General features: G+C 52.5%; 1 protein-coding gene. It reads right to left on the bottom strand.

Going from position 1 to position 1796, the window contains the following annotated elements:
• The coding region (locus tag AAC083_RS20805; RefSeq protein WP_146181754.1) for a M16 family metallopeptidase at positions 1-784 on the bottom strand (784 nt) is incomplete at its 3' end.
• Positions 785-1796: the final 1012 nt, after the last annotated feature.

Below are 1796 nucleotides of genomic sequence, written 5' to 3' on the forward strand. Positions count from 1 at the left end.
CCACAGGCCGGGGCACAGAGCGGGCCTGACCGGGGGCTGGCGACAAGGCGCCGAAGTAGCGTTCGACCCAGGCCAGGGTTTGCGCCGGCTGGATATCACCGCCGATCACCAGAGTGGCATTATTGGGGCCATACCAGCGCAGGAAAAACTGGCGCACATCCTCCAGGGTGAGGCGATCCAGATCCGCCATACTGCCAAACGGCGTGTTGAAATAGGGGTGATTGGGTGGATAGAGGGTACGGTTCAACACCTCCAGCACCCGGCCATAGGCAAGCGTGTCGACCAGGTCGGCTCGCTCGTTCCTGACCACGTCACGTTTGGCGTCAAACGTTTGCTGATAGAGCGCATCCAGCAGAAACCCCATCCGATCCGACTCCAGCCAGAGCACTTTCTCCAGTTGATTGGCCGGCACCGTCTGGTAATAGCGGGTTTGATCCCGAGTCGTCAGCCCGTTGATGTCTCGCCCCCCCACCTGCTGCAACAGACGGATATGCCCCTCCTCCCGCACATGGGCCGAGCCCTGAAACATCATGTGTTCGAACAAATGCGCCATGCCGGACTGACCTGGCGCCTCTTGCGCAAGCCCGACCCGATAATTCACTTCCACATGCACCAGCGGATCCGAGTGATCCTGCGTCAGGATCACCGTCAGACCGTTATCCAGCCGATATTGCTGATAAGGCACGATCAGCGGATTGGCTTCTCTCTTCTGCTCCTTGATCAGCACGGGGCCAGCCAGGGCAACACCACAGAATAAATACAATAGACTCCACGTGACTCTCATGTGTTTCCCAATTCTCAAGCCTGAACATTATTATTGTTTTCTGTTGTTGCACTTACGTCATATTCACGCCAATTCGCCAGCCGCCCCATCATTCATCTCTATTCGTATGGTGATATGAACCATGCTGGCAGGCCAGAATGCTGGCGACACATCATCAGGTGACTGAACCTTATATCAATATTTGCCCGCCATGGGTGCCATGCCTGCACACGGGCAGCACACAGGGCCAAGGCCGACAAGTGTAATCAATCGGGGCCTTGAGGGATATCTTACGGGCATTTTCATTTGTAACAAGCGATGAGATGATCAGAGAAAAGCATTCAGCATGGCCACCACAAGCCTTATTTCCAACGTGGGTTAATTACCCTGTTTCAAGGTGTTAAAAGGCGCACATGCATTCATCACTGGGGTAACTATTTACTGTTGAGTCAGGAGAAAATAAGCAACCGGAAATGAATAATATCAATTCGATAAATAACGAGACAATTTCTCTGCATGAGCACGGTCAGAGTGACTCTGCTATTGCACCAGAAAGCCCACACTCTTCGCGCTAAAACAGGCAAAAAAACAGGGGGCCGCGGCCCTAATGCCAGTCAGTTAAGCATTTTTATGACTAAATATTCGAGATATTGAATATCAAAAACTGTTCCATGGTTGAAGAGTCAATTTGGCTCCAACCCTTGCCCTGACTGGCATGCAATAAAAAGAGGGAGGCATCATGCCTCCCTCACTCTTTAGCCCTTATCCCCTGCGGGTTGGGACTCAAATTCTCTTAACTGACTTGCATTAGGGCCTCAGGCCCCCTTTTTCATGGCAGTAACAAGGCAAGACAGCACAACTGAGCACGAATGAGGGCGAAAACGGATGACAAGCGGGCAAATTGTTCGGTTATCGAGCGAACGGTGCAGCAATCTGCGCCCTGTGGTTGACACCTGAATGCAGAAAGGGTTTAATGCGCGCCGTTGCCCAGATAGCTCAGTCGGTAGAGCAGGGGATTGAAAATCCCCGTGTC

The sequence above is a fragment of the Aeromonas sp. HMWF014 genome, from assembly GCF_963878295.1.
Taxonomy (GTDB): domain Bacteria; phylum Pseudomonadota; class Gammaproteobacteria; order Enterobacterales; family Aeromonadaceae; genus Aeromonas; species Aeromonas popoffii.